The organism is Flavobacterium piscisymbiosum (assembly GCF_020905295.1).
Lineage (GTDB): Bacteria > Bacteroidota > Bacteroidia > Flavobacteriales > Flavobacteriaceae > Flavobacterium > Flavobacterium piscisymbiosum.
In genome coordinates, this window is the sequence record NZ_JAJJMM010000001.1 from 2612705 (window position 1) to 2633287 (window position 20583).

Below are 20583 nucleotides of genomic sequence, written 5' to 3' on the forward strand. Positions count from 1 at the left end.
GATTAATTTCCTAATTGTAATTGATTTTTAACCAGTTCAAAATAATTTCCTTTTTGTTCTACCAAAGCAGAATGATTACCAATCTCTATAATTTTTCCTTTATCCAGAACCACGATTTGATCAGCATTCATTACTGTACTCAATCGGTGTGCAATAACCACAACGGTCTTATCTTTAAAGAAAATATCCAGTTTGCGCATGATTTCTTTTTCATTATTTGCATCTAAGGCCGATGTAGCTTCATCAAAAAACAAGATTTCAGGATTTTTATAAACGGCTCTTGCGATCAATAAACGTTGCTTTTGTCCTGTGCTCATTCCTACTCCTTCGGCACCAATTTTAGTATTATAACCCAATGGTAGGCCACTAATATATTCTTTTATATTGGCCACATCTGCAGCATATACCAAGCGCTCTTTATCAACTTTATCAACACCAATAGCTATATTATTGGCAATGGTATCTGAGAAGATAAAACCTTCCTGCATAACAGCCCCAATATTAGATCTCCAGGCGCGTTGCGAAATATTTCTAAGTTGTGTATTTCCAATATGAACTTCTCCTATTTCGGGTTCATAGAACTTGAGAAGCAGTTTCATTAAGGTAGTTTTCCCGCTTCCGCTAACGCCTACTATTGCAGTGACTTTATTGGCAGGAATCCTTAGTGTTAGATCATCTAAAACCGGAACATCCGATCCCAGATAGCGGTACGATAGATTCTTTATCTCGATATCAGAATCGAACGGAACATCACCTGTCTGATGAACTTCTTGTTGGGTTTCATCTTCTTTCTCATGAATTTCAGACAATCTGGCCAATGAAATCTTTGCGTCCTGAAGTTCCCTCACAAATTCGATAAGTTGCGTAATTGGTCCGTTTAAACTTCCTACGATTGAACTTATTGCCAGCATCATCCCTAAGGTTATAGAGCCGTCAATTACCAGTTTGGCCGAAAGAAATATAATGAAGATGTTTTTTAATTCATTAATTACTGATGAACCTATGGTTTGGGTTTGCTCTAAAACCAATCCTTTTATCGAAACCCTGAAAAGTCTTGCCTGAACATATTCCCAACCCCAACGTTTTTGTTTTTCGGCATTATGAAGTTTAATTTCCTGCATTCCGTTGATGAGTTCCATGACTTTGTTTTGTTCATTGGAAACCTCGGCAAATCGTTTATAATCCAGAACTTCTCTTCGTTTTAAGAATAAGGTTATCCATCCAAAATAAAGAATACTTCCGGTAAAATAAACAAAAAATATCTGAAGATTAAAGTAAGCCAACACTCCTCCAAGAACAAACATATTAAGTGTTGAAAACAAAACATTTAAGGATGATGTGGTCAGGATTTTTTCGATTCTGCGGTGATCGTTAATTCGCTGCATTATATCTCCGGTCATTCTAACATCAAAAAATGAAATGGGGAGATTCATTAATTTAATAAAGAAATCCGAAATTAGCGAGATATTGATTCGGGTAGAAAGATGCAGTAATATCCAGCTCCTGATAAGTTCTAAACCTGTTCTTCCGGCAAAAAGGAATAATTGAGCAAAAAGAATTAAATATATAAAATGAATATTCTGGTTCTGTATACCAACATCCACAATACTTTGGGTTAAAAACGGGAAAATCAGTTGCAATAAACTACTGGCCAATAATCCTATACTAAGTTGAATTAAAAATGATTTGTATCGCAATACATATTGCGACAACAAACTAAAACCTAATCCTTTATTTTCTTCTTTATCAAATTCTGACTGAAAAAAATTTGGAGAAGCTTCCATCAATAATGTCACGCCTTCCTGAGTAGAATCGTCTGCATTGTTTCCTATCCAAAATTTTAGAAAATCCTGTTTGTTATATTTAATTAAACCAAAAGCGGGGTCTGAAATGTAGAATGTATCTTTTTTAATTTTATAAAGTACTACGTAATGGTTTTTGTTCCAATGCAAAATACAAGGCAATGGAGCCTCTTGTAATCCTTCCAGATTTAATTTTACGCCTAGAGTTCTAAAACCAATTTTCTCTGCGGCGTCGCTTAAAAAAAGCAAGTTACTACCTTCACGAGTTGTTTCGCTAATATACCTTAACTCCTGAATTTGGATTGTTTTTCCGTAATGTTTAGCTATTATTTTTAAACATGTCGGTCCACAATCTTTAAAATCAGCTTGTTTGTAAAATGGAAAGTTTGACAATTTTTTTATTTTTTACTTTATAAGAAAATAAATATATTTTTTTAGCTTATAATTATTCTTTTTAAACTAATTTAGACCAAATAAAAATTATAATTTTTTATAGCGTTCAAAGTTATGTGTAAAGTTTTATTTTAATAATTTTTTTAATAAGTTTTAATTTATATTTTATAATTTTTTATTGTTCTAAATTTTATTGATAGGTGAATTTGTAATTTAAAACTACTGCAAACTTCTGTATGAGTTTTCGATACTAACATTTTTCTCACCAGTATAAATCGAATAATTCAAACTATAAAATATAAGTTTTTTTATATAAAAAAAATTTTACTTATAAGTTTTAGTTTATATTTTTGTCACTTAATTTAATTTAATCCAATTCTAAATTATGGAAAACAAAAAAAAATCCTTAAAATCTTTTGCTTTAAACAAGCAGGTAATTTCTAAACTTCAACAGGAGACTATCGTTGGTGGTGGTACTAAAGAAGACAATGAAAAACTTATGACATTATTAATGCCATTTTGCCATACGTCTCCTACTTTATGTCCTCCTATCACTAGAGATAGATTTTGTCAGGGAATCACTGTAATTACTTGTAATCCTACAGGAAATACAATGCAGTGTACAGTTGCTTAATGAAATAACACTCTAATTATGGATTGGCTTTGCCAATCCATATTTTTTATCATGAAATATATCAGACTTTTATTATTTTTCATATCGGGCTGCGTAATGGCTCAAGAAAATCAGCCTAAATTAAACATGGATTTCGAGAGTATTGATTCTCAAGGCAGACCTTCGGATTGGTTTGAATGGGGAGATTTACAAACAACGATTGATAGTTCCAACAAAATTTCGGGTAATAATTCAGTATCGATCAAATCTTTTGAATCCGAAAAATTTGGTAGTATAGTTTACTCGATACCCAATGTATTTACCGGCAAGGAAATTACTCTGGAGGGGTATATTAAAGCATCCAACGTTTCAGGGCAGGTTGGTCTGCTTTTGAGAATTGATAAGGATAATGATGCTGTTGAATTTAACAATATGCTCAGTATGGATCTTAAAGGCACTTTTGAATGGACAAAATACAAAATTACCGTACCTTATCATGATGACGCTGATGCTATATATATTGGAGGGCTGTTAACAGGTAAAGGAAAGGTTTGGTTTGATAACTTCAAAGTCTCCGTAGATGGAGTAAATATTGAAAAGTTATATCAAGATACAATGTCCCCTGCTTTAGCTGAGCAAGATAAAGAATTTGATCAAGGTAGTAATTTTTACCTGAATAATCCTACAATCTTGCAAATTCAGAATATAGAAAAACTAGGCAAATTATGGGGGCATTTAAAGTATCATAGTGCAAGTGTTGCGAAAGGGGATTACAATTTTGATTATGAATTAATTAGAAAACTCCATCTTATAAATAATCCAGAATTTGACTCTGAACTTCAGATTTGGAAAGAAAAATTAACAAAAGCTGATCAAAACATAAGGGCTCATTATTATCTTGACTTTAAAAAGACTCTGAATCCTGTTTTTAAAAATGAATCAGCATATTCTAATATGAAATATGATGATGATGGCTTAAAATTAATTGCTCTGTTTCGTTACTGGAGTGTAATTGAGTACTTATTTCCATATAAAAATTTAACAGATCTACAATGGGGGGATATCTTAAAAAAATATATTCCTAAATTTTTACTTGTTGATGACGAACTTTCATATAAATTATTACTTATTGAGCTTTTTAAAGAAACTGGAGATTCACATGCATCAATATACAATATGGGAGAGAAAATTGAGCATTACTTTGGTGAGAATCAAATTCCAATTACAGCTAAAATAATAAATAATCAAGTTATTGTAACCGACTTTAAGAATATACCACAGTTAAAAACCGGTGATGAGATTTTGGCTTTTGATGGAGAAAAAATTGATATACGCATCGCAAGACTTACCAAATATACCATTGCTTCAAATGTCTCTTCACAAAATAGAGACGTAATACTAAAGCTATTTTTGACCAATAAAAATGATGTAGAGATCCGGGTCAGAAGAAACAATAAGAATTTTAATATCCAGGCAAATTCTACAAAAATTAATTATTTTAATCAAAATAAGCCTTCAAACGTAGAACTTGCAGGTGATATTGGCTATATCTATCCGGGAAGCCTTAAAAAAAATGAGCTCAAAGAAATTTTAAAAAGATATAAAAATAAAAAAGGTATTGTAATAGATTTAAGATGTTATCCAAGCGATTACATTATTGATATAATTGGAGGATTAATGATGCCGGAACCAAAAGAATTTGCAAAATTTTCAGCTACTTCACTAAAAGAAATAGGGCAGTTTAAGGTAAAAGGTGCCATTACAGTTGGAGATAACAATCCGGATTATTATAAAGGTAAAGTTGCTGTATTGATAGATGAAAACACACAAAGTAGTGCTGAATTTACTGTTATGGCATTACGAGTTTTACCTAATGTAGCTGTAATAGGGAGCCAGACTGCCGGAGCCGATGGAGATGTATCGGAGATAATTTTACCTGGAAATGCATCTACAATGATGTCTGGAATAGGAATTTTTTATCCAGATATGAAAGAAACGCAAAGAATTGGCATGATTCCAGATATTAAAGTGTCACCAACTCGCAAAGGAATTGAACAAAATATAGATGAAGTTCTCCTGGAGGCTTTAAAGTTTATTAAAAAATATTAAAATCAAGTGATAGATAATTTACAATCCGTTCTTAAAACAATAAATAATATCGTAAATGAGCAGTATGCCTCAAGGAAACAGCTAGGGCTATGTTCAGGGCTTTCAGGAGCAGCTCTTTTTCAATTTTATTATTCACGTTATACCCAAGATAATGAAATAAGTAATTCAGGCATTGATATTTTGGGAGAATGCATATCGCAAATAAATAACGGATATATGTATCCGACATTCTGTGATGGTTTTGCAGGATTGACATGGTTGTTCGACCATTTGGAGCAACAGAATTTTATTGATTTGGACACTATTGATTTAGATAGTTTTGACAATTATCTATATAATAGCATGCTGCTGGATTTTGATAAAAAAAATTATGATTTTCTGCACGGTGCAATTGGCTATACAGTTTATTTTTTAGAGCGTTTCAAGAACTCTAAGCAAGAAAACAAATTAAGATATAAGAGTTATATTGAAAGTTTTATAGAGTTTTTAGAAAATTCCTCAGTACGCGGAGAGAAAGGTATCATGTGGCTATCAAAGGACTATGAGACAGGCAATGAAGTATATAATCTTGGGTTATCTCATGGAGTGGCAAGCATAATAGGAATATTAAATCAGCTTTGCGATACTAAAGAGTTTAATGTAAGATGCAGCCCGTTACTTATGGGAGCTGTTAACGAGCTTTTGAATTATAAAAATGATATAGAATTGTTTCCCTCATACTTCCCTAGCTGGATATCATTTTCTTCTCAGGAATATTATAAAAAAAGCAGATTAGGCTGGTGTTATGGTGATTTAGGAATAGGTCTGCAACTTTTTTATACTTCAAAAATTTTAAAAAACACTGATCTAGAAACGGAATCGATTGAGATACTAACCCACTGCGCTACTCGCAGAAGTCCTGAGCAAACAAGTGTTGATGACGGGGCAGTTTGTCATGGGGCTTTTGGCAATGCATTAATTTTTAATAATATATATGTAAACACTGGAAAGATGATTTTCAGAGAAGCAAGAGACTATTGGCTTGAGAAAGGGATTGAACTTTCATTCGAAGATGATAAACTTTTAAAAATCGGGCAAAATGAACTTAAAGAAATTTCATTACTAACAGGAGTGGCAGGTATAGGTTTGTCGATAATTAGCTGTCTATCTGATTTAAATAAGTGGGAGAACTCTATAATGCTGTATCATCATGAATAAAAATTTTCCATATAAAAATTTTTCAAAATATATTTTGAGAGTTCCATTGCTATCATTTTCTTTATTTCAGAGACTTACAGACAATGATGAGATAAGCGATGAAGAACTCAAATTGTTCTGTAAATCACCACTTGTTAAAGAATCCATTTTTTTGGCTTCTCCATTATTATATAGTGAATTAGAAAAGTGGCTTTCAAATAATGATATCTCCGAGAAAAAAAATCAAAAGTTAAGAATATCTTTATTGAAATATATTTCTAGAATGTGTTCCAGGTGCACTCCTTATGGTTTGTTTGCCGGGGTAACAGTTGGGAATTTTGAAAGTTTTACAAATGTTGAACTTAAAAACATTGATGACTATAGTAGGAAAACCCGATTGGATATGAACTACTTAGTTCAGCTTTCACAGCAATTGTCATTAATTCCAGTTATCAAAAAGCAATTAAAATATTATTCCAATAGCAGTATATACAGAATAGGAAGTAAGGTCAGATTCATAGAATATAAATACGTCAATAATCGCAGGATTCATCAAATTTCAGAAGTTGATCAAACGGATTATCTTGACGAAATCTTAAACCAGGCAAAGAGTGGTATATTAATTAGTGATTTAATTTCAATACTTACTAGTTATGAAGCTGATCAAGAGGAGGCATATCTATTTGCAGAAGAGTTAATTAATAGTCAATTGTTAATTAGTGAAATGGAACCTTCAGTATCGGGACCCGATATCTTTGATCAAATCTTAAATATTCTTAGAAATTTTAGTGATGTTGATGGTATTGTTGAAAAACTATTAATGATTAAAACTGAGTTAGAAACTATTGACAACAACTTTGGTAATGAGATAGAAAGATATGAAATCGTAAAAAATCTAATAATTGATTTTATAAATGGTGATCAAATAGATTCACTGTTTCAAACAGATCTTGCTGTAAAGTCCCATAAAAATATGCTTGATCAAAAAATTATTGATAGTTTGGTTAAGGGTGCTGTTTTACTAAATAAACTAACGCCTTCGCCAAGATCTACAACATTTGAACAATTTAAAAATGCATTTCAGAAGAGATATGAAAATCAGGAAGTAAGTTTGACACATGTACTAGATACTGAGATAGGGATAGGGTATGTCCAGGATAAATCAAATATGGATATTAATCCGCTTCTTGATAATTTGAGTTTTTCAGATAGTAATATAAATTCAGGTACTTTTTGGACAACGGTTCAGCTTTATTTTTTTAATGTTATTAAAGATGCCCTGGCAAAGAACATAAAGACTATTATTCTTGAAGAAAAAGATTTCGAACATCTTGAGGAAAATTGGGATGATTTTCCGGACACTTTAACTTTTCCTGTCGAAATGGTTATGGAAGATCAAAAGTGTAAAGTCAAACTTAAACATGGAGCTTCACTTCAAGCGGCAGATCTACTGAGTCGCTTTTGCTATGTAGATTCAGAACTTCATTCTTTTGTAAATGAAATAGTAAAGAAAGAGACGGAATTGAATGCTGACCAAATAATTGCAGAGATAATACATCTTCCAGAATCAAGAATTGGCAACGTACTGATGAGGCCTGATTTTAGGGAATTTGAAATTTCATATTTGACAAAATCAATTAAAGAAAAAGATAATCAGATCTTTATAGAAGACCTTATGATATCCTTGAAACAGGGTAAAATAGTATTGAGATGTAAGCGTAACAATAGGGAAATTTTTCCAAAATTATCAACAGCTCATAATTTCTCATATAATTCATTGCCGATGTATCATTTTTTATCAGATTTTAAGAATCAGGGCACGCGCTATGGAATTAGATTGGATCTAGCTCCACTTTATGATGTTTTTGATTTCATCCCTCGCATTGAGTATAATAATGTAATTCTACATGCAGCTACTTGGTTCATAAAACACGAAAAGTTAGAAAAGATAATCGAAATTTCCCCCTTCGATAAACAGTTAATCTGCGATGAAATGCTAAAGTTGAGAACTTCGTTGCAAATTCCACAATATGTTCTATTGAACGATTCGGATAATGAATTGCTTATAAATCTACGTAATGTAAGTAGTATAAAACTATTGCTCAATATGGTAAAAAATAAAGGGCTTATTAAAGTTTCTGAATTTTTACACGATAAAGAAAGTCTGGTTAGAAAAAACGAAGAGCATTATACAAATGAGGTTATAGTTGGATTTTATAAAGATAAGAAATTCAAACAAAAATTATAAAATAGAATATGCAAAGAAATTTTATTATTGGAGATCATTGGATCTATTATAAGATTTATACAGGGTATACAACTTCTGATAGAATATTAAGTAATATTATTAGACCTATTGCAGATTATTTAATTGATAATGGAATCATCGATAAGTGGTTTTACATTAGATATAATGATCCTGAATATCATTTAAGAATTAGATTATATTGTATTAATAAAGAGGATTACTCTAAAATTATAACCCTCTTTCATGAGAGTTTAAAAAATGAAATGGAAAATAATACAATATGGAACGTGGAGTTACATAGTTATAAAAGAGAGTTGGAACGTTATGGATTTGAAACTATCAATGAATCAGAAGAAATCTTTTTCCAGGACAGTACACTGATAACTGATTTTATGAAGATTGCTGAGGGAGAAAATATGGAAGAGACACGATGGCTTTTTGCTCTTGCAATGATTGATCGTCAATTAGATTCGTTTTTATACTCGCTGAGTGATAAACTTAAATTAATGAAAGAATTAAAAGAAAATTTTTATCAGGAATTTAATAACTCAAAATTACTTAGAAGGCAGATAAGTGAAAAATACCGAAATGAGAAAAGTAAAGTATTTCATTTCTTTGAAAATTTATCTATTGAGAATAATGATAGTAGTATGAATTCAATATTACAAGTCAAAGCAAAAAATACAGAAAAAACAGTTGCTGAAATTTTATATTTAAAGCAAAATGGTAAGCTTTTAGTTGATTTCGATTCTTTGATAAGCAGTTATATTCATATGTCTATGAATCGATTGTTTAGATCAAGCAATCGAAAACATGAATTAATTTGCTATGAATTTTTATTTAATTATTATACCACATCCTTAGTATTAAATAAATTTAATGTACCGGAAAAAGGAATTAATAAAGTTAATCTAGTATAATACTACAATAAAGAAGATCTGCTAAAACTTTTCAAAGATGAATCAAATCAATAGTAAAATGGAAAGCTCAATTATAGATGACTTATTCATTTATATGAATGATCCAAAACTCAACGTTTTCATTTGGCTATTTTAACAGCAATTCTAAGTTTGGGATATAAGTAGGGAGCGGCAGAGAATTAAAGTCAGCCGTCGTAAGCTCATGTTATTGTCACATATCAATACACTGCCCACTTATCATAAATATTTCAAACAGCTTCAGGATTTGGGCTATATTAAGTATATGCCTTCTTATCATCCTGGTTATAGAAGTGAAGTTGAATTATATCAAAAGAGGTTATCTCAATCCTGAGATAACTTCTTTTTCGCTATTTGATGTTTTTTATTCGGCCTTGTCATTTCAAGGTCTATAGTGGCTTGCTCTGTAATAGCGTAAGATTCAGTTTGTTTAACTGATGAATGACCCAGCATTTCTTTTACTACATTAATAGGAACGTTATTATTTAATGTTACTATACTTCCAAAATGTCCGGCGTGCCATATGTGTATTAAGGGAGAACGGAAAACCGCTATGTAGTTTTTAGTAATTGAGAATCTCTCTAACGTCGCTTCCGTATATCATTTCCAATAAGAGTTTTAATTTCATCATCGTGTTTCTGAAATTCTTCCAGAGTCCTGGCTCTGGGTGTTATTCTTCCCATAATAGGATCCATGATTTTTTTGGAGTTTATGGGTTTTCCGCTGTATAGAATCTTTGATTTGATTTCATGGATTTTCATTGAAAGTGAATCCAGAAAAAAGTTCAGGGATTTTGCGTCTTCTTTTGTACCCGTTGCTCTTTCGGTTTTCTGACTCTAGCGTTCAATGTCCCATTGACGTTTGGTAGATGCTTCTTTCGGAATACTATCATCTGAGTACACCAAAGAAAAAGAGGCTGTTTTCGATATAGAAAACAGCCTCTTTTTATAAATGTCTACTTTTTCAGTGCCCTCCATTTTTGCAGACTTTTTTTTGTATTAAGTTTAAAAATAAAATTTTCCTTCTGCTTCAAATCCAGATGGAATCTGCTCAGGCATTTTTTCTAATGCTGTTTTTTCTCCTTTTCTGGTATATACATCCACGAATCTTTCCCCATTTTTTCCCATCAGATGCTTTCCTTTTTCTCTTTCTAGCCATCCTGTAACTGTCACTCCGACAAAATTTTTGTAAAGTTCTTTTCTTGCAAGAGGGCTGGTAGTATTAAAATTCTCACGTTTCGTGCCTGAGAGCTCTGCCTGCGGATGCCTGCTGTGGTCATATTTCCACCAGACAGAAATTTCAAGTTCCCCAAAACTGATATCCCGCCATTTTACAACGGAGTGGAAGCCTAAAATTTCAGTAAAAATATAGCCTTGATCATCACCTCTTTTTTGTATGTCGGGACTGTCTAGTGAAATAAGTTTCTTTTTAAGAAGATCATTTACTCCGGCTACAAGGAGATTTCTATACGGATTGAGTGCTTTTTCGTGCACAAACTGTAACTTCTTTTGTTGGACTAATTCAGCAGTCGAGCTGTAACTTTTTGAAGCGCTGCTTTTTTGAAGGCTGTTCTGAAAATTTTTGAAATTGGTATATCCCGCCTGGACGGCTGCTATATCGAGTGCCTGGATGTGGGTAATGTTCTGTTCTTTTTTGATTTTCTTAGCCTGACGCTTTAAGTAAGCATCTGTGTGGCTGGTAGTGTTCTGTTTCATCGTGAAAATTAGTCCCGTTAAAAAATGTCGCCCATCTTCCATTTTTCGAAACGAGAATTAGTTTCGACAATGAAATTACTATTAACACGGTGCTGATACAGCTTTGCGGTGATGAGCGGCACGCTTCCGTTATAAGCGTATGTAAAAGTAATAAAAATAAAATTAAGAGGCTAATAATCCTGTAATTGAATTAGTTAATTATCTTTTTTTAGTATTCAAATGCATAATTTCTTTTAATATTATTACAAATCGCTGATAACAGTTTGTAATTACCACTGCTTAATTTTGCCTACAATATATAGATTATTGGAAAAGTTCTGTAAAATTGACCATATCAATTTAATATTCGGAATTAAAATTTGATTCCCTATTTCTACTTAGACTAATCGTGTGGTATATTTACTTATATTTAAACCATCTAAGTTTTTTAGGAGCTATAAAACAAAGGCGTTACACAAAACAGGTAATTTTACCTAAACAAATTATTTTTTTTATTTAGATCTTTACAACTAATAATATTTTAAAAAAAAATATTCTATAGAAACTTACCATGTTACTATTGGTCAGCCTGAGCAAATTATATTATTAAAAAGATTTTCTTTGTCAGTTTTAAATTAAATTTTAAATAACCAGAAACATGAAAAATTTTACTTTCTTACTTTTTATTATTTTTTATTACAGTGCGTTTTCGCAGAATGCTAACAGAACCGACATCTCGGCGCTTGAAATCGTCGATAACATAGTATTACCGGAAGTTGATAATATAAAACCAAATCAAATAATTGTGTATGATAAGGGGTATACAAAAAAGCTCTATGAATTCGAAGTTCATTATGTTTTTGAAGAAGAGATTTACGCTAAATGGGAAAATCAAATAAGAATTAGGGTGATTGCATTTCTATATCCAAAGGTGGTCAAAGAATATGAGACAGTTAAAGTGTATATTTTGGGATTTTCTGGTGATAGAATAGATGCCAGCCATCCGTCCGCAGCTGTGTTTTCGACTGTCCTAACCAGTAATTACAGTATTATTGGAAAAAAACAGAATACGATTTCTTATAGTAAAGCAGGATTCGGAAAACAGAATCTAACAAAACATATTAGTCTTAGACATCAGTCTCATGCACCATATGAAGCATTTTGGGGATATGGACTAACAGATTCAATAGTTCTTGGCAATTACAATAACAAAGTTTACCACGTGGATTCTATTTTATTACCTGCCATTTTGAGTGAGACAGATATAGACCTTGGTGGAGTGAACATCAGGTGTTTTGCACATGAAGAAAATAATAATGGACCAATTGAATTCATCAAGGGAATTGCCCTTCAAGACAGTAAAATATTATCTGTAATTAAATAATCTGTAAAAGCTGTGAATAGGCGAAACCATAACGCTGCCGATGCGCCTTCATGAATTTTAAGCTTTTGGATTGTATACTCAATAAGCTTGATTCTTGTCGAAATTTTTATAAAACCACCCTGCCTTTTTGTTTCGAACTTGGACATAATTCAACGTTAGCTTCCCTACACTTCACTACAAAAAAATAAAGTATAATTTATAATGAGTAAAATGAAACCGATAATCATTGATGCGGCCACAATATTTGACCCTGCCAGATTGATTGCTGTTTTAGCATCGATTGATATTAGATATTCGGAAGTTTGGGTATCACAAAAGTATGATCATTTTAAAGAGAACGATTTCATTACCGGATTTGGTACTGATAGCAGATTTGCATTAATTCCAGACTCAAAGAACAATTATAAAACTAAACCTTTAGAAACTCCGAGTGAAAACGAAAGTCTGGATCCAACAAAATGGATTACCGGGCCGAAAATATTGAGGTGGGCATTAAGTAAAGGGATGGTTGTGCCAAAAGATCTTTACAAGTATAATGAGTTAGCCATCCAGCTGGAAAAGGAGAATAAAATTGATAACCTATCTGAAGCGATTATGCTGGGGCCGCCTCACGAATTTGATGTTAGAGCAGGAAGAGAATGGACAGAAAATTACTTAAGAAAAACCGGTAAAGATTCGCTGGACCCACAGTTTGCATGGCGACTATAGCCTTATGGAATTGGACAAGGACTGGGGCTGATGTTAGCTGTAGCCCAAGAGGAAAATGTTGATCCTTTTTTTAGCCATCCAAATTTTTTAGATCAGGTTTCAACCCATAACTATACCTACTATAAAAGGGAAGGTGCTTTAATTGATGCGAAGGAAAAAACAATCAGTGAAAAAGAAATATTCCTGGGTCAATCGCTGCAAGAAGCCAAAACTTTATTGAAAAGTCCGGAATCTTTAGTTCTTTCTGAAGTTGCTTTTTATTTAAAACAAAAAGAACGAATTGATTCAATCACGGGAATTATTACTGCTTCTAAAGAATTAGAAACAAGAAAGAAGGATATTGGAATAATAGCAAGTAAATACGCAGGTACGGTGCTAGTGGATACCGCATTATTTCAAGGGTTTCCTGTGAGTACTACATTGGTCTCGCTTTATGATATAGGCGCTAGATATTATAAACATAAAAGATAGTAGAAAGCGAAATGGTGTGCTTTGAAAAATAATTGAGTTTTATTGAATAAATGCAATAAAGCTCAATTATTTTAAGACTATCAGAGATTACATACGATGATGGATAAGTATAATGCCAAACACGTCGAAGTTGGATCTGTAGTTCTCTAAAATTCCGCTATGAGTAGTATAGAGCATATGGACTGAAGCAGGGTTTGCATTTATGAATTTTGCGGGCCATTTTTTAAAAACTGTTTGTTCTGAATTGCTCAGATAAGATAGCTCTCTTCTAAAACCAAGCAGCTCTCTCATTGTGCTTTTTTTTAGTGTCGTATTTTTGCATTCAATTGCAATCATAATCTCTTCCGGTGAAGGATGGTCTTGTACGTCAGGAAGTATAATAGCAAGATCCAGTTCATGATAGTCAGCTCGATTGTCTCCTGAGGAGACTGTTCTTTGTATGCTGCTTAATGTTTTGAAATAGACATCCATAAAGAGTTCAGCGAAGAGGTTACCATCACGCCAGATTTGAAAGTACGGAAAGTTACGGTCGATCGAACCTCCTTTTTGCCTGAATCTTAGCTTGTTTCCATTGGCAACAAGTGTTACCCTTAAATTTTCCTCTTTTACAATCTTTTCAATGACTTCTGCCAAAACAGATGCCTCGTATAGTTTTCCGACCAGCTCGTTAATATTTAAAAGCCCCCTTGAGCGCGAAGGTGATACTTTCGCATACTTGTTTAGGATTTTAGTAATCTTCCTTTTTGTTTTATTGATTTCCGGTGTACTCATTTCAGCTGTTACTTATTTCTTAGTATATCTTCACGAACTGCACCAAGCATATTATAAATCTCATAGTAGTTGGGAAGTTCCGATAGGTTAAAAAGTTCTGATTGCCCTACTAATTCAACTTCAATTCCATCGATTTCTTTGCCATCCAGATTTTTATTAATCTTTTTTATTAGTTCTCCATAGTTTTCATTTGAAAAATCAGTAAAAACCTGTATTGTCTCATACAGGAAATCAGTAAGCAGCTTTATTGGACTGGGATTATATTGATTTTTATCCGCATCGTTGCCTTCATCAAATTTTTCCAGCATTCTTTTATTGGCTTCCTCTACAATAGTAGAAAAACCGTGCTTTATGAGTTCGTTCACTAAAAATAATCTCAAATCATCCGCTTCTTGAAATGTCATTTTGGATATAGGTTATATGTTTTATTTCAAATCAATTTTTAAATCAGGATAAACAAATCGACCATGACCTGTTATTAGAGTGTTTAAGCTAAATTCGATTTCATGGTTAGGACTGTAATTTACTAAACTGATCTGCTCATAGTTTTCAAGATTAGCGATTGCAGGGTAATATTGATCATCATGGAGTATTTCCTTTTTTAGAGTATTCTCGATAATTTCAAATACCATCAATAGAATCTTCTCATTAGTGGAGAAAATTTGATTTTGATCGATTGCCTTTATAAATGTTCCAAAGCTATGACCACCCATTATTTCGCCTTTAGATGTATTGGAAGTTATAGAAAACTGCTGTTTTAAAAGGTCAAGTCCTGAGACCACAAACTGATTACCCATAATATCAAAATCTTCCTGCTGGGAGAACTCGTGCCATGATAATCTAGATAATCTCGGCTGCGGTTCCAGTACCATTTCGAATTCCATTTCATTATTGAATGAAAATGAAAGGATTTTTACATAACGAAGCTCTCCCGAAGACAGCAAAATAAAAGGATGAACAGATTCTCTGTTCAGAGAATTAAAGCTATCAAGCACCTCGTTTTTTTGAGAGCGGCCTTTGTAAGTATAGAATTTATAGTTATTTATCTGCGATAATACTGCATGTGAAATAGTGTTTCCTAAAAGGAAATATCCTTGAAAGGAATCAAGAAGATTCTGATGGTTTATTGTTATGGAAGTTGAAAAATCAACAATCTTGTCGTATTTAATTCTTGGTGTCATATTGGGGTTAGTTAAATTTTTCTCTGGTTCCTTTTTTAGGAGTTTTGCCATAGCACCGGCGGATCTAAAATATAACTTTTATAGGGATATAAAAAGTGATAAGATAGATAAAAGTTAAACGAGTACAAATAATTTAATCTGGCAGAGAAAAACTTTGCTGTTAGGCCACTTAATTTTAATATGTCCAGTTATTACTGCTCTTTCTACAGTCTTGCGTGATTTCCTAAAGTAACTCCGGATGGAAATTGCTTTTGACTTTTAAATTCTTTTCGAAACTTCATATGAAGAAAAGAGGTTATTAAAAAAAACATCAAATAACCTCTTCTTTTTCTCAGTTGTATTTAAACGATTCCTTAAATTGAATACTTCTTTTTTATCGTTTGAATTTCTTTTTCTAATCTTTTCAATGCCTCCAAGTCCGAAGAGGAGATTTTGGCTTTGGGCTTGTTAAGCTTTTCATTAAGTATTGACATTTCTCTTCCAATAGTAGCCTGTTCTGTGATGGCGTAAGATTCAGTCTGTTTAACTGATGAATGTCCAAGCATTTCCTTTACTACATTAATGGGAACGTTATTGTTTAATGTTACTGTGCTTCCAAATGTCCTTCGGGCCATGTGTGTGTTCAGAGTAAATGGAAAACCGCATAATGTAGCAATTTCTTTAAGGTATTCATTCATTTTCTGATTAGAAGAAACCGGCAGTACAGTTCCGCGTTTAATGCAAACCGGATGATCTTTGTATTTTTTAAGAATTTTGATAGCCTTTGGAAGAAGCGGAATTCTTGCAGTAGAATTTGTTTTCTGCCTCTCAGATAAAATCCACTGATTTCCGTCAACACCATCCTTTATGTCAGCTTTCTGGAGCTGAAAAGCATCAATGTAAGCAAGTCCCGTGTAGCACTGGAAAACAAAAATATCACGCACGGTATTGAGTCTTTCCGTTGAAAATTCGTGTTTTTCCAGTTCAGCTAATTCTTTTGCAGATATAGGCTTCTTTACAATTTTAGTTTTCTTTCCCTTAAAATTCTTAAATGGATCTTTGATAATGATTTCTTTATCTATGGCTCGTATTACAATTTTCTTGAAGTTGGAAATGTATTTTAGTGTGGTATTATTTGCACATTTCCGTACGGTACGAAGATAGAATTCAAAATCTTTTATGAATTCAAAATTTAAATCTGCAAATTCAAAATCGCTAGTATTGTATTTGAATTTAATGAAAGCCGTTACGTGATTTTTAGTGATATTGAATCTCTCTAGTGTGGCTTCTGTATATCCGTTGCCAATCAGGACTTTCATTTCATCATTGTGTTTTTGAAATTCTTCAAGCACCCTTGCTCGGGGAGTTATTCTTCCCATGACATGATCCATAATCTTTTGGGAAGTTATGGGTTTTCCGGTGTACATAATTTCGGATTTGATTTCATGGATTTTCGCAGTGAGTGAATCCAGAAAAAAGTTCAGCGACTTGGCATCTTCTTTTGTGCCTGTTGCTCTTTCGGTTTTCTTGTTCCAGCGCTCAGTGTCCCACTGGCGTCTGGTGGATGCTTCTTTCGGGATTCCGTCAACGGTTATCCTGAAATAGACACTTCTAATGTTACTCTCATTGTGGCGGGGTGCTTTCAAAAAGAAAATCAACCCAAAGCTGTTCTCTAGCATAATTCAACTTATTAGATTAGTAAATGTAGAATTATAACCTCATTTAAACAAGATGTAAACGTGCTTAACCCCTTTGATATCGGGACTTAAGATGGAATTTTGTGGCGCAACTTTGAACTTTGAAAATGCGCCACGAATGCGCCACAAAGTTTTTGTTCAATTTTATAAATATTGAAAAGCGGTATAAAAGAAAAAACCCTGCAAATCGTTGGATTTGCAGGGTTTACCGCTCTTTTTGGCCATTTTTGAAAACTTTGAAAATCTTGTTTTTCCTTTGTTTTCGGGCCTTCGCGGAGAAAGAGGCTCCGCCACCTGTATCGTAAGCACCAGTAAACACTGAGTGTTATGTTATGTCAAAAATAGAAGGGTACTAATAGGGCTACTCATGAAATTTTTGTGTATAAATACGTAGTAAATTTGAGAAAAAAAATCGAGACTGCCTACAAAAAAATGCTGAATTTATGGATTGATCATTTTAGAAATACTTTTTCAAAATGAAAATTTCACAAATTATTTTGCTCTCGAATGGCTGTATTAAGTTTCAGAAACAAGATCAAAATATAGAGTTAAACTCATGGAAAGGCTCAGCCTTTCCATAAGAATTGTCTAATCACTAACCGGATCTTTTTTAATTATTAACCGGTATAGTTTTGTATTATTTGTTAAAAAAGATCCGATTAGTGATTGGGAAAACTAGTCTTTTTATTTGATAAAGTCAAATTTTAAAACTTATTTACGATCTGATTATCAGTTTTTTGTATTGTTTTTTTAGCATAAAATTAGTATGAGAAGAATATCTTTATTTGAAATATTTTATATATTTGCACGTTAGGCTAATTTACGTACAACGCGCTAGGCTAATTTGTGTACGACATTATAGGCTAATTTACGTGCAGCACTCTAGGCTAATTTGCATAAAATCATTAATAGCTTTAATGCATAATAATGATAGACGAATTATATAATTAAAAAAAAGATATGGCAACACCGGGTGAAAAATTAGCTGAATCGCTAGAAATCCTTCGCAATTTGCAGAAAGATCAGAATATTGTTGCAATAAAAACAACTGAAATTAGTAGAACACATCGCGAACGACTTATTAAAAATGGTTTTTTAAAAGAGGTATCAAAAGGTTGGTATATAGCAACAAATCCGTATGAAGGCACAGGAGATAGCACGTCTTGGTATACATCTTATTGGCAATTTTGTTCTCGTTATCTAGCTGATAAATATGGAAATAATTATTCCATCTCACCTGATCAATCTTTATTGATACATTCAGGAAATACAACTGTGCCAAAACAACTTATTGTGAGTGCCTTGGATGGGTCGAATAAAAGTATACCATTATTGTACGGAACCTCTTTATTAGAAATGAAATCACCTCTTCCTTACAAAGATAGTATTGTTGAGATAGATGGTATTAGAATGTTGTCTTTGCAGTCTGCGTTAATTTATTGCTCAGCTGCAATGTTCGAAAGAAATGCAGTCGATGTACGAGCCGCTATGGCTTTAATTACTGATGCATCCGAAATTCTCGGTCCACTTCTTGAGGGATCACATACGGTTATAGCGGGAAGATTAGCTGGTGCATTTCGAAATATTGGTCAGGATCGAATTGCAGATACTATCCTAAAAACTATGAAAGCCGCCGATTATAAGGTACGTGAGGTTGATCCATTCAACAGTAAATCTTCTGTTGCATTAACATTTAGAGATAGATCTCCCTATGTAAATCGTATCAAACTAATGTGGGATGGATGGCGTGATGTAGTCATAAAACATTTTCCTCAAGAGCCTGGATTACCAGAAAATAAAGAGGAATATCTTCGTGCTGTAGAGGAGATATATCTTACTGATGCCTATCATTCTCTCTCTATAGAAAGATATGTAGTATCTATTGAATTAATTGAAAAAGTACGTACAGGAGATTGGGATATACAAGGAAATGATGTTGACAGAAATCATAGAAATGCAATGGCAGCAAGAGGCTACTGGCTAGCTACACAGGTGGTGAAGAAAAGTTTGAATAAAATTCTGCAGGGGCATAATGCAGGAAAAACAGCTGATGATGATCATACGGACTGGTACCAGGAATTATTTGCTCCAAGTGTAACGGCAGGAATTTTAAAGCCTTCTGATTTAGCTGGATATAGAACCAATCAAGTTTATATATCTAACTCTTTGCATGTACCATTAAATAGAGATGCAGTGCGAGATGCAATGCCTACGCTCTTTGAATTGCTGGCAAATGAAACAAACGCAGGAGTGCGTGCGGTACTTGGTCATTTTATTTTTGTATATATACATCCTTACATGGATGGTAATGGAAGGATGGCAAGATTTTTAATGAATGTTATGCTGGCTTCGGGAGGGTTTCCCTGGACAGTAATTCCCGTTGAGCAACGTGATGGTTATATGGCAGCACTTGAGAGTGCAAGTGTTGGAGGAAATATAGAACCATTTGCACAATTTCTTTCAAAATTAGTCGATGAGAGTTTGAAAGGAAAACCTGCTGCAAAAATATAATATGTAATAAGTATTTTACCATTGTATTTCTTAAGATGATCTTGAATTGAAATTAAATATTTTTTTATAGGTAAAGAATAGAATTTATGGTTCTAACTCCTTATCGTCGACCAATAAACTCTATTAGAAATAATGGAGTTTTTTTATGCCTTGTTTTGAAGGATTCCTTGATGATGGCAGGAATACAGCTGTTTTGGCGGGAATTTGGCGGGAAACCAAAACTCATCTAGATTTATATTTGGATATTAGCAGTGTTTTGATATTGATTTGTTTTTTATAACATTTCCTAGTTTGCAGTACGAATAAATCTTTTAATTCTGTTAAATGTCTCCTTTTATATAAAGAAATAATTATTCTATTTTAGCAAATAAAAACCAGTCCATAAGATAATAAACTAAATGATAGAATCCATATTAGACCCTAATCGACCTTATAGCCGTTTAGCGATAGATTTAATTTTTACTAAAGCCAAAACAGCAATGCAAAAGGAAGCCTTAATCAGAGGAGGCGATGGGATAGCACTTTACATTGACGTTTACACAGGAAAAACGCTTCGTGGTGGTGATGCTTATGATTATGAACATTTGCGTTCTTCTGAAGCTATTCATACTCAATTAAAATCAAGTTTAACAGACGAACAAATAGCTTTAGTTGTTAATTGTACTGAAAATGTAGGGGTAACACTAAGATGTATAAATCAATCAAAAGGCAAAAGAAAAATGGAAGATTGGTTAAATAATCCAGCTAACATTATTAAGAATAATATTGATTTAAAATTGACAAAAGCCAACTTGAAAAAAGCTGATGGTGGGATTGAAAGAATGGTTGAAATTTTAAGGGGACTGTAAAAGAACGACGATGATTGTCGTTATTAATGAATAATTTCGGCTAATTATTTCGAAAAAAAA

The 20583-nt window shown here is 32.9% G+C and carries 18 protein-coding genes and 1 pseudogene; 10 read left to right on the plus strand and 9 right to left on the minus strand.

The window, feature by feature from the left end; translation table 11 throughout:
• Positions 1–2: 2 nt before the first annotated feature.
• On the minus strand, positions 3–2195 hold the full coding sequence (locus tag LNP81_RS11355; protein WP_230035883.1) for a peptidase domain-containing ABC transporter: 2193 nt from the start codon (positions 2193–2195) through the stop codon (positions 3–5).
• A gap of 385 nt (positions 2196–2580) precedes the next feature.
• Here LNP81_RS11355 and LNP81_RS11360 point away from each other — a divergent pair, with 385 nt between their 5' ends.
• The 5 genes from LNP81_RS11360 to LNP81_RS11380 all read left to right on the plus strand — a co-directional run bounded on the left by LNP81_RS11360 (position 2581) and on the right by LNP81_RS11380 (position 9261).
• Positions 2581–2829, plus strand: a complete 249-nt coding sequence (locus tag LNP81_RS11360; protein WP_230035885.1) for a hypothetical protein — start codon at positions 2581–2583, stop codon at positions 2827–2829.
• A 96-nt stretch (positions 2830–2925) separates the two neighbouring features.
• The gene (locus LNP81_RS11365) at positions 2926–4917 is read left to right on the plus strand and encodes a S41 family peptidase (RefSeq protein WP_230035887.1); all 1992 of its coding nucleotides are present in this window, start codon (positions 2926–2928) and stop codon (positions 4915–4917) included.
• A 6-nt stretch (positions 4918–4923) separates the two neighbouring features.
• Entirely contained in the window at positions 4924–6114 is a 1191-nt protein-coding gene (locus LNP81_RS11370) for a lanthionine synthetase LanC family protein (RefSeq protein WP_230035889.1), read from the plus strand.
• Positions 6107–8341 (plus strand): lantibiotic dehydratase family protein, encoded by a 2235-nt coding sequence (locus tag LNP81_RS11375; protein ID WP_230035891.1) that lies wholly within the window; start codon positions 6107–6109, stop codon positions 8339–8341. Before LNP81_RS11370 ends, LNP81_RS11375 begins: the two co-directional genes overlap by 8 nt.
• A gap of 8 nt (positions 8342–8349) precedes the next feature.
• Complete coding sequence (locus tag LNP81_RS11380; protein WP_230035893.1) at positions 8350–9261, plus strand: thiopeptide-type bacteriocin biosynthesis protein; 912 nt, start codon at positions 8350–8352, stop codon at positions 9259–9261.
• Positions 9262–9609: 348 nt separating this feature from the next.
• Here LNP81_RS11380 and LNP81_RS27520 read toward each other — a convergent pair.
• The 4 genes and pseudogenes from LNP81_RS27520 to LNP81_RS11395 all read right to left on the minus strand — a co-directional run.
• Positions 9610–9814: pseudogene (locus tag LNP81_RS27520) on the minus strand (tyrosine-type recombinase/integrase); the annotation flags it as partial.
• A 46-nt stretch (positions 9815–9860) separates the two neighbouring features.
• On the minus strand, positions 9861–10040 hold the full coding sequence (locus tag LNP81_RS11385) for a hypothetical protein (RefSeq protein ID WP_230035895.1): 180 nt from the start codon (positions 10038–10040) through the stop codon (positions 9861–9863).
• 75 nt (positions 10041–10115) lie between these two features.
• Positions 10116–10256, minus strand: coding sequence for a hypothetical protein (locus LNP81_RS11390; protein ID WP_230035897.1), 141 nt, complete (start codon positions 10254–10256; stop codon positions 10116–10118).
• A gap of 27 nt (positions 10257–10283) precedes the next feature.
• The gene (locus LNP81_RS11395) at positions 10284–10994 is read right to left on the minus strand and encodes a hypothetical protein (RefSeq protein WP_230035899.1); all 711 of its coding nucleotides are present in this window, start codon (positions 10992–10994) and stop codon (positions 10284–10286) included.
• Positions 10995–11631: 637 nt separating this feature from the next.
• On the opposite strand from LNP81_RS11395, the gene LNP81_RS11400 reads away from it, so the two are divergent.
• The 3 genes from LNP81_RS11400 (at position 11632) to LNP81_RS11410 (ending at position 13536) form a co-directional block, all read left to right on the plus strand.
• Positions 11632–12357: a hypothetical protein gene (locus LNP81_RS11400; RefSeq protein ID WP_230035901.1), complete on the plus strand. Its 726-nt coding sequence runs from the start codon at positions 11632–11634 to the stop codon at positions 12355–12357.
• A gap of 210 nt (positions 12358–12567) precedes the next feature.
• Positions 12568–13065 (plus strand): hypothetical protein, encoded by a 498-nt coding sequence (locus LNP81_RS11405; protein WP_230035903.1) that lies wholly within the window; start codon positions 12568–12570, stop codon positions 13063–13065.
• Positions 13066–13095: 30 nt separating this feature from the next.
• Entirely contained in the window at positions 13096–13536 is a 441-nt protein-coding gene (locus LNP81_RS11410; RefSeq protein WP_230035905.1) for a hypothetical protein, read from the plus strand.
• A gap of 87 nt (positions 13537–13623) precedes the next feature.
• Here the strand turns inward: LNP81_RS11410 and LNP81_RS11415 are convergent, their stop codons facing one another.
• The 4 genes from LNP81_RS11415 to LNP81_RS11430 form a co-directional block, all read right to left on the minus strand.
• Positions 13624–14307, minus strand: coding sequence for a hypothetical protein (locus tag LNP81_RS11415; protein WP_230035907.1), 684 nt, complete (start codon positions 14305–14307; stop codon positions 13624–13626).
• 8 nt (positions 14308–14315) lie between these two features.
• Positions 14316–14711, minus strand: a complete 396-nt coding sequence (locus LNP81_RS11420) for a hypothetical protein (RefSeq protein ID WP_230035909.1) — start codon at positions 14709–14711, stop codon at positions 14316–14318.
• A gap of 21 nt (positions 14712–14732) precedes the next feature.
• Positions 14733–15488 carry a hypothetical protein gene (locus tag LNP81_RS11425; protein ID WP_230035911.1) on the minus strand — a complete coding sequence of 252 codons (756 nt, stop codon included), beginning with the start codon at positions 15486–15488 and terminating at the stop codon, positions 14733–14735.
• 353 nt (positions 15489–15841) lie between these two features.
• Entirely contained in the window at positions 15842–17146 is a 1305-nt protein-coding gene (locus LNP81_RS11430) for a site-specific integrase (protein WP_230035914.1), read from the minus strand.
• Between the two features lie 978 nt (positions 17147–18124).
• On the opposite strand from LNP81_RS11430, the gene LNP81_RS11435 reads away from it, so the two are divergent.
• Together LNP81_RS11435 and LNP81_RS11440 are read left to right on the plus strand one after the other, a co-directional pair.
• Positions 18125–19675 carry a Fic family protein gene (locus LNP81_RS11435; RefSeq protein WP_230035916.1) on the plus strand — a complete coding sequence of 517 codons (1551 nt, stop codon included), beginning with the start codon at positions 18125–18127 and terminating at the stop codon, positions 19673–19675.
• Positions 19676–20073: 398 nt separating this feature from the next.
• Positions 20074–20523, plus strand: coding sequence for a hypothetical protein (locus tag LNP81_RS11440; RefSeq protein ID WP_230035918.1), 450 nt, complete (start codon positions 20074–20076; stop codon positions 20521–20523).
• Positions 20524–20583 lie beyond the last annotated feature (60 nt).